Annotated in this window: 7 protein-coding genes and 1 pseudogene; 3 read left to right on the forward strand and 5 right to left on the reverse strand. The window is 74.9% G+C overall.

Going from position 1 to position 6466, the window contains the following annotated elements; translation table 11 throughout:
- The first annotated feature begins 25 nt into the window (after positions 1-25).
- Positions 26-793, forward strand: coding sequence for a peroxide stress protein YaaA (gene yaaA, locus RIF68_RS23040; protein WP_309053200.1), 768 nt, complete (start codon positions 26-28; stop codon positions 791-793).
- 9 nt (positions 794-802) lie between these two features.
- On the opposite strand, the pseudogene RIF68_RS23045 reads toward yaaA, so the two are convergent.
- Both RIF68_RS23045 and RIF68_RS23050 read right to left on the reverse strand, forming a co-directional pair.
- Positions 803-922, reverse strand: a pseudogene (locus RIF68_RS23045) (IS5/IS1182 family transposase); the annotation flags it as partial.
- A gap of 118 nt (positions 923-1040) precedes the next feature.
- Positions 1041-1502, reverse strand: a complete 462-nt coding sequence (locus RIF68_RS23050) for a helix-turn-helix domain-containing protein (RefSeq protein ID WP_309053195.1) — start codon at positions 1500-1502, stop codon at positions 1041-1043.
- Positions 1503-1618: 116 nt separating this feature from the next.
- Between RIF68_RS23050 and RIF68_RS23055 the strand changes: the two genes are divergently transcribed.
- The gene (locus RIF68_RS23055; protein WP_375165047.1) at positions 1619-2950 is read left to right on the forward strand and encodes an MFS transporter; all 1332 of its coding nucleotides are present in this window, start codon (positions 1619-1621) and stop codon (positions 2948-2950) included.
- A 144-nt stretch (positions 2951-3094) separates the two neighbouring features.
- Positions 3095-3739: a bifunctional 4-hydroxy-2-oxoglutarate aldolase/2-dehydro-3-deoxy-phosphogluconate aldolase gene (eda, locus tag RIF68_RS23060; RefSeq protein ID WP_309053197.1), complete on the forward strand. Its 645-nt coding sequence runs from the start codon at positions 3095-3097 to the stop codon at positions 3737-3739.
- A gap of 15 nt (positions 3740-3754) precedes the next feature.
- On the opposite strand, the gene RIF68_RS23065 is transcribed toward eda, so the two are convergent.
- From RIF68_RS23065 to RIF68_RS23075, 3 genes are all read right to left on the reverse strand, one after another.
- Positions 3755-5275 (reverse strand): bifunctional RNase H/acid phosphatase, encoded by a 1521-nt coding sequence (locus tag RIF68_RS23065; protein ID WP_309053198.1) that lies wholly within the window; start codon positions 5273-5275, stop codon positions 3755-3757.
- Positions 5275-6018 carry a C4-type zinc ribbon domain-containing protein gene (locus tag RIF68_RS23070; protein WP_309053201.1) on the reverse strand — a complete coding sequence of 248 codons (744 nt, stop codon included), beginning with the start codon at positions 6016-6018 and terminating at the stop codon, positions 5275-5277. The genes RIF68_RS23065 and RIF68_RS23070 overlap by 1 nt, the downstream gene beginning before the upstream one ends.
- On the reverse strand, positions 6015-6466 hold a 452-nt coding region (locus tag RIF68_RS23075; protein ID WP_309053199.1), incomplete at its 5' end, for a Nif3-like dinuclear metal center hexameric protein. The genes RIF68_RS23070 and RIF68_RS23075, both read right to left, overlap by 4 nt.

A 6466-nucleotide genomic window follows, 5' to 3' on the forward strand; every position in this document is an offset into this window, starting at 1 on the left:
TTCCCCCGTACGAAGGAGAACCACCGTGCTCGTGCTGTTGCCGCCCTCCGAAGGCAAGGCGTCCTCGGGGACCGGGGCGCCGCTGAAGCCGGAGTCGCTGTCCCTGCCGGGGCTCGCGGAGGCGCGGGCGGCGGTCCTGGACGAGCTGGTCGAGCTGTGCGCGGCCGACGAGGAGAAGGCCCGCGAGGTGCTCGGCCTGAGCGAGGGGCTGCGGGGCGAGGTCGCGAAGAACGCGGGGCTGCGGACGGCGGGCGCGCGGCCGGCCGGGGAGATCTACACGGGCGTGCTGTACGACGCGCTGGGGCTGGCCACGCTCGGCGCGGCGGCGCGGGAGCGGGCCGAGCGGTCGCTGCTGGTCTTCTCGGGGCTGTGGGGCGCGGTCCGCGTGTCCGACCGCATCCCGTCGTACCGCTGCTCGATGGGCGTGAAGCTGCCGGGGCTCGGGGCGCTGGGGGCGCATTGGCGGGGCGCGATGGCGTCGGTGCTGCCGGAGGCGGCCGGGGACGGGCTGGTGCTCGATCTGCGTTCGGCGGCGTACGCGACGGCGTGGAAGCCGAAGGGCGAGGTGGCGGCGCGGACGGCGACGGTGCGGGTGCTGCACGCGCCGACGCGGAAGGTCGTGAGCCACTTCAACAAGGCGACGAAGGGCCGGATCGTGCGGAGCCTGCTGGAGGCGGGGGCCGAACCGGGGTCGCCGGCGGAGCTGGCCGGGGCGCTGCGGGAGCTGGGGTACGTGGTGGAGGAGGGCGGCAGGGCCGGGGCGCTGGACGTGCTGGTGGACGAGATCCACTAGGGTCCGTCCTCACACGGATCTTGCCCGGATCAGGAACGATGCGAGGGTGACCGCTGCTTCGTAGGAAGTGGCGGTCTTCTCGTATCGGGTGGCGATACCGCGGAAGCCCTTGAGCCGGTTGAAGCAGCGCCGCCCCGTCGCGGCCCGGGGCACAGCGGAGCGGGTAACTCCGACTCCCGATCGGTGGGTTCATGACGACGTAGCACGACACCATGATCCACCACCCGGACGATCTTCGAAGACGAACCTAGTCGCCCTCCGCCTCCCGCACCTTCTCCACGAGCGTGTCCTCCGGTTCCAGCAGCCGTCCGTCCGCCGACTGGATCCGCACCGGGCGCAGCGGGCGCCCGGTCCGGCGGTCCAGCAGGCGGGAATGCTGCTCGCCGGGGGTGAAGCACTGCTCCTCGCCCCACTGGCGCAGGGCGACGATCACCGGGAACAAGGCGCGGCCCTTGTCCGTGAGGAGGTATTCGCGGTGGGTGCCGCCGTCCGGCGCGGGCACCCCGCGGAGCACTCCGGCTTCCTCCAGTGCGCGCAGCCGCGCCACCAGGATGTTCTTGGCGATGCCGAGGCTGCGGTGGAACTCGCCGAAGCGCCGGCTGCCGTCGAAGGCGTCCCGCACGATCAGCAGTGACCACCAGTCGCCGATGGCGTTCACCGACCGGGCGACGGGGCAGGGGTCGGCGTCGAAACGGGTGCGGGCGACCATCCTCGGCTCCTCTCCTCCAAGCTGCCCAGCCCTCCCAGGGCTGGTTGCAACATGCTACCTCGTGCGGCTACGGTCGCGTAGGTAGCAAGATGCAACCAGGGAAGGGTGGGGCGGGTATGGCGATCGAGTGCTCCGATGCGGTCGGCGGGTGCGGCGGGACCGGCGACCGCGAGGCGCCGGCCTCGGCGTCGGTGCCCGCCTCAGCACCGAGATCGGAGGCTGCACCCGCGTCGGCGGCATCCCGGCCCGCGCGGCTCGTGCCCCTGCTCGCCCTCGCCTCCGGCAGCTCGGTCGCCACCGTCTACTTCGCCCAGCCCCTGCTGGTGACCCTCGGTGAGCGGTTCGCGCTCGGCCCGGGCCTGCTCGGCGCGATCGTCGCCGTGACCCAGCTCGGCTACGCGGCCGGCCTGCTGATGCTCGTTCCGCTCGGTGACCTGCTCGACCGTCGGCGGCTGGTCACCGGTCAGCTCGGACTGCTGGCGCTCGCCCTGCTGGCCGCCGGGCTGGCGCCGGGGGCGGTGGCGCTGTTCGGCGCGCTCGCCGCGACCGGGCTGCTCGCCGTCGTGGCCCAGACGATGGTCGCGGCGGCAGCCGCCCTGTCCCCGCCGGCCCGGCGCGGTCGCGCCGTCGGCATGGTCACCGGAGGTATCGTCACCGGGATTCTGCTGGCCCGCGCCGCCGCCGGCGTTCTCGCCGACCTCGCCGGCTGGCGAGCGGTCTACCTGGCGGCTGCGGGCGTCACCGCGGTCCTCGCCCTGCTGCTGCGTCGCCTGCTGCCTCCCGGCGCACCCTCCGCCGGGGTGCGGGAGACGTCGTACGGGCGACTGGTGGTCTCGACCGTCACCCTGTTCGCCCGCCATCCGCAGCTGCGGATCCGGGGCGCGCTCGCCCTGCTGGTGTTCGCGGCGTTCAGCACGCTGTGGAGCGGTGTGGCGCAGCCCCTGAGCGGTCCCCCGTGGTCGCTGTCGCACACCGCGATCGGCGCGTTCGGCATCGCCGGGGCAGCCGGAGCCGTCGCCGCGGGAGTGGCCGGGCGCTGGAACGACCGTGGGCTCGCCCGGCGCACGACCGGAGTCGGCCTCGCCCTGCTGGCGCTGTCCTGGCTGCCGATCGCCCTGACCCGGCAGTCGCTGTGGGCTCTGGCGATCGGCGCCGTCCTGCTGGACTTCGCCGTGCAGGCCGTGCACGTCACCAACCAGACCCTGGTGCACGCGGTCCGCCCCGACGCGGGCAGCAGGATCATCGGCGGCTACATGGTCTTCTACTCGGCGGGCAGCGGCCTGGGCGCCCTCGGCTCGTCCCTCGCCTACGCGTCGGCGGGCTGGCCGGCCGTGACCGCCCTCGGAGCGTCCTTCAGCCTGGCGGCTCTTCTCCTGTGGGCGACGGCCTGCCGCACGGAGGCCGCAGTCGTCGCGTCGGGCGAGACGGACGGGAACTCCCCATCCTGATCGGCGAGTTCATGACGACGTACCACGACACCATGATCTATCACCGGGACGATCTTTGAAGTCTGACCCCAGCCGGGGGCGGGCAATGTTGCATCCTGCGCAACGGTCGTTGCAGGTTTCGTTCGTCGTGGGCAGGATGGGGCCATGACGAGCGTCTTCGACCTTGCCCCGGAAGCCCCTGTCGTCCCCGTGGTGGTGATCGAGGACGTGGCCGACGCGGTGCCCCTGGCGCGCGCCCTCGTCGCCGGGGGCCTGCCGCTGATCGAGATCACGCTGCGCACGCCGGCCGCGCTGGACGCGGTGCGCGCGGTGACGGAGGAGGTGCCGGAGGCGGTCGTCGGCGCCGGCACCGTCGTCACGGCGGAGGCCGCCGCGGCGGCCGTCGGCGCGGGTGCCCGGTTCCTGGTGAGCCCCGGCTGGACCGAGCGGCTCCTCGGCGCGCTCAAGGACTCCGGCGTGCCGTTCCTGCCGGGGGTCTCCACCGCGTCGGAGGTCGTCGCGCTCCTGGAGCGGGGCGTGGAGGCGATGAAGTTCTTCCCCGCGGAGGCGGCGGGCGGCGTGCCGTACCTGAAGTCCCTGGCGGGCCCGCTCCCCGGCGCCCGCTTCTGCCCCACCGGCGGCGTCTCGCCCGGCTCGGCCCCCGCGTACCTGTCCCTGCCGAACGTCCCCTGCGTCGGCGGTACGTGGATGCTCCCGCCCGACGCCCTCGCGGCCCGCGACTGGTCCCGTGTCGAAGCGCTGGCACGGGAGGCGTCGGGGCTGCGCGGGGCGGTGGCCGCCCGGGCGTGACGGCCCCGGCGCCCCCTACCGCAGGTGCGAGGTGTCGTTGAGGAGCCGTACCGAGGCGTTGCCGTCGGCGTAGTACGCCACCGCCGAGAGCGCCGCCGCCGACAGTTCCATCCGGAACAGGGACTCCGGCGGGGCGCCGAGGGCCAGGCGGATCAGGGTCTTGATCGGGGTGACGTGCGAGACCACGAGGACCGTGCGGCCCGGGTACGCGGCGGTCAGCCGGTCGCGGGCGGCGGACACACGGCGGGTGACGGCGGCGAAGCTCTCGCCGCCGCCGGTGGGGGCGGCCTTCGGGGACGACAGCCAGGCGTCCAGGTCCTCCGGGTACCGCTCCCGGACCTCGGCGAAGGTCATGCCCTCCCAGTCCCCGAAATCGGTCTCCCGCAGGCCCTGCTCGACGCGCACGTCGAGGCCGAGGCGGGCCGCCACGGCGGCCGCGGTCTGGCGGCAGCGGGTGAGCGGGGAGCTGACGATCTCCTGGATGGTGCCGCGCGCGGCGAGCGCGGCGGCGACGGCCTCGGCCTGGCGCAGGCCCACCGGGGACAGTTCGGGGTCGGAGCCCCCGCTGCCCGAGAACCGCTTCTCGGGCGTGAGCGCGGTCTCCCCGTGCCGCAGCAGCACGAACGTCGAGGGCGCCCCCATGTCGGGCCCGCCCGTCCAGCCCCGTCGGTCGTCCGCGACGATCCCCGCGGGTACGACGGCCGGGCGCCGCGTCCGGGCCTCGGCCGCCTGCGCCTTGCCCGCCTCGGCCTCGAAGTCCCCCGCGGCGGGGGAGGCGGGCCCGGTGACGGGGGCGCTCGCGGCGCCCGGGGCCCGATCCCGCGGCGCCGTCGCGTGTCCGGTATGCCGCAGGGCCTCGGCCCCGAACAGGCCGTCGTGCCCCGCGTCGGCGCGGGTCGCCCCGGAGACGGGGGCGGGCGAGGGCCCGGTGTCCGGCTCCGTACCGGAAAGGCCTTCGGTCCCGCCCTCCTGCGGCGTCGCCCGGCGGGTCGCCGTGAGGGCCGCGCGGGCGCGGGCGGCGCCCGCGGTGGCGTCGCCGGGCGGGCCGGCGGGGGCCGGTGCCGCCGCGTTGCGGGCGGCGGCGGCGTCGAGGGCCGCCGTCGAGCCGGAGGGCTCCCAGCGGCGGCCGGCGCGGCCGGCGTCCATGGCCTCGTTGGCCAGGCGGTCGGCGTGCTTGTTCCGCTCGCGCGGGATCCACTCGTAGCGGACCTGGCCGGCCGGGAAGATCCGGGCGGCCTCCGCGGCGAGCGGCTTCATGTCCGGGTGCTTGATCTTCCAGCGGCCCGACATCTGCTCCACGACCAGCTTGGAGTCCATCCGGACGTGCACCAGGGCGTCCGGGAAGAGCGCGCGGGCCGCCTTCAGGCCCGCGACGAGCCCCCGGTACTCGGCGACGTTGTTCGTGGCGACGCCGATGTACTCGGCGGCCTCCGCGAGGGTCTCGCCCGTCGCCGGGTCGAGGACGACCGCGCCGTACCCGGCGGGCCCCGGGTTGCCCCGGGAGCCGCCGTCGGCCTCGACCACGAGCTCGCGCATTACAGGCCGGACTCCGCCGTGCGGACCAGGATGCGGCGGCAGTTCTCGCAGCGCAGCACCGCGTCCTTCGCGGCGGCGCGGACCTCGTTCACCTCGGTGATGTTGAGCTCGATGTGGCAGCCCTCGCACTTGCGCTGGTAGAGGCGGGCCGCGCCGACACCGCCCTGCTGCTCGCGCAGCTTCTCGTACAGCTTGAGCAGGTCGGCCGGAACGGAACCGGCGACGAGCTCGCGCTCCTTGGTGACGGTGGCCACCTCGGCGTCCAGCTCGGTCTCGGCGGCGTCCCGGCGCGCGGTGGCCTCGTCGACCTTGGCCTGGACGGCCTCGACCCGGCCGGTCAGCTCGGTGACGCGCTCCTGCGCGGACTCGCGGCGCTCCATGACCTCCAGGACGATCTCCTCCAGGTCGCCCTGGCGCTTGGCGAGCGAGGTGATCTCGCGCTGGAGGTTCTCCAGGTCCTTCGGGGAGGAGACGGCGCCGGAGTCGAGCCGCTGCTGGTCGCGGGCGGACCGCTGGCGGACCTGGTCGACGTCCTGCTCGGCCTTGGTCTGCTCGCGGGCGCAGTCGCTCTCCTCGGTCTGCGCGGCGACGAGCAGGTCGCGCAGCTGGGTGAGGTCCTTGGTGAGCGCCTCGATCTCGGCGTGCTCGGGCAGCGCCCGGCGCTTGTGCGCGAGCTGCTGGAGGCGTACGTCCAGGGCCTGGACGTCGAGGAGGCGGATCTGGTCGGCGGGCGCGGCGTTCAGTTGGGGGCTCCAGGAGAGGTGTGGTGGGAGGACCAGGGGTCGGTGACCGTCTTCGAGACGTGGACGCGCAGGTCCCAGCCGTGACGGTCGGAGATCTCGTCGAGCTGGGCGGCGGCCTGCTCGCACCAGGGCCATTCGGTGGCCCAGTGGGCGGCGTCGACCAGTCCCAGCGGGGAGTGCTGCGTCGCCTCCGAGACCGGGTGATGGCGCAGGTCGGCGGTGAGGAAGGCGTCCACACCGGCGGCCCGTACGGCGCCGAAGAGGCTGTCGCCGGAGCCGCCGCTGACGGCGACGCGGCGCACGGTCATGCCCGGGTCGCCGGCGACCCGGATGCCCTGCGCGGTGGCGGGCAGCCGCTCGGCGGCGCGGGCGGCGAACTCGCCCAGCGTCTGCGGGCGGTCGAGTTCGCAGATCCGGCCGAGGTTGTTCTCGGGGACGAGGGGCCGGT

This window comes from Streptomyces sp. (assembly GCF_031178505.1).
Classification (GTDB): domain Bacteria; phylum Actinomycetota; class Actinomycetes; order Streptomycetales; family Streptomycetaceae; genus Streptomyces; species Streptomyces gulbargensis.

Coding starts and splice junctions, on each gene's coding strand:
- RIF68_RS23050 (WP_309053195.1), bottom strand. CDS start 1,502: ATGGTCGCCCGCACCCGTTTCGACGCCGACCCCTGCCCCGTCGCCCGG.
- RIF68_RS23055 (WP_375165047.1), top strand. CDS start 1,619: ATGGCGATCGAGTGCTCCGATGCGGTCGGCGGGTGCGGCGGGACCGGC.
- eda (WP_309053197.1), top strand. CDS start 3,095: ATGACGAGCGTCTTCGACCTTGCCCCGGAAGCCCCTGTCGTCCCCGTG.
- RIF68_RS23065 (WP_309053198.1), bottom strand. CDS start 5,275: ATGCGCGAGCTCGTGGTCGAGGCCGACGGCGGCTCCCGGGGCAACCCG.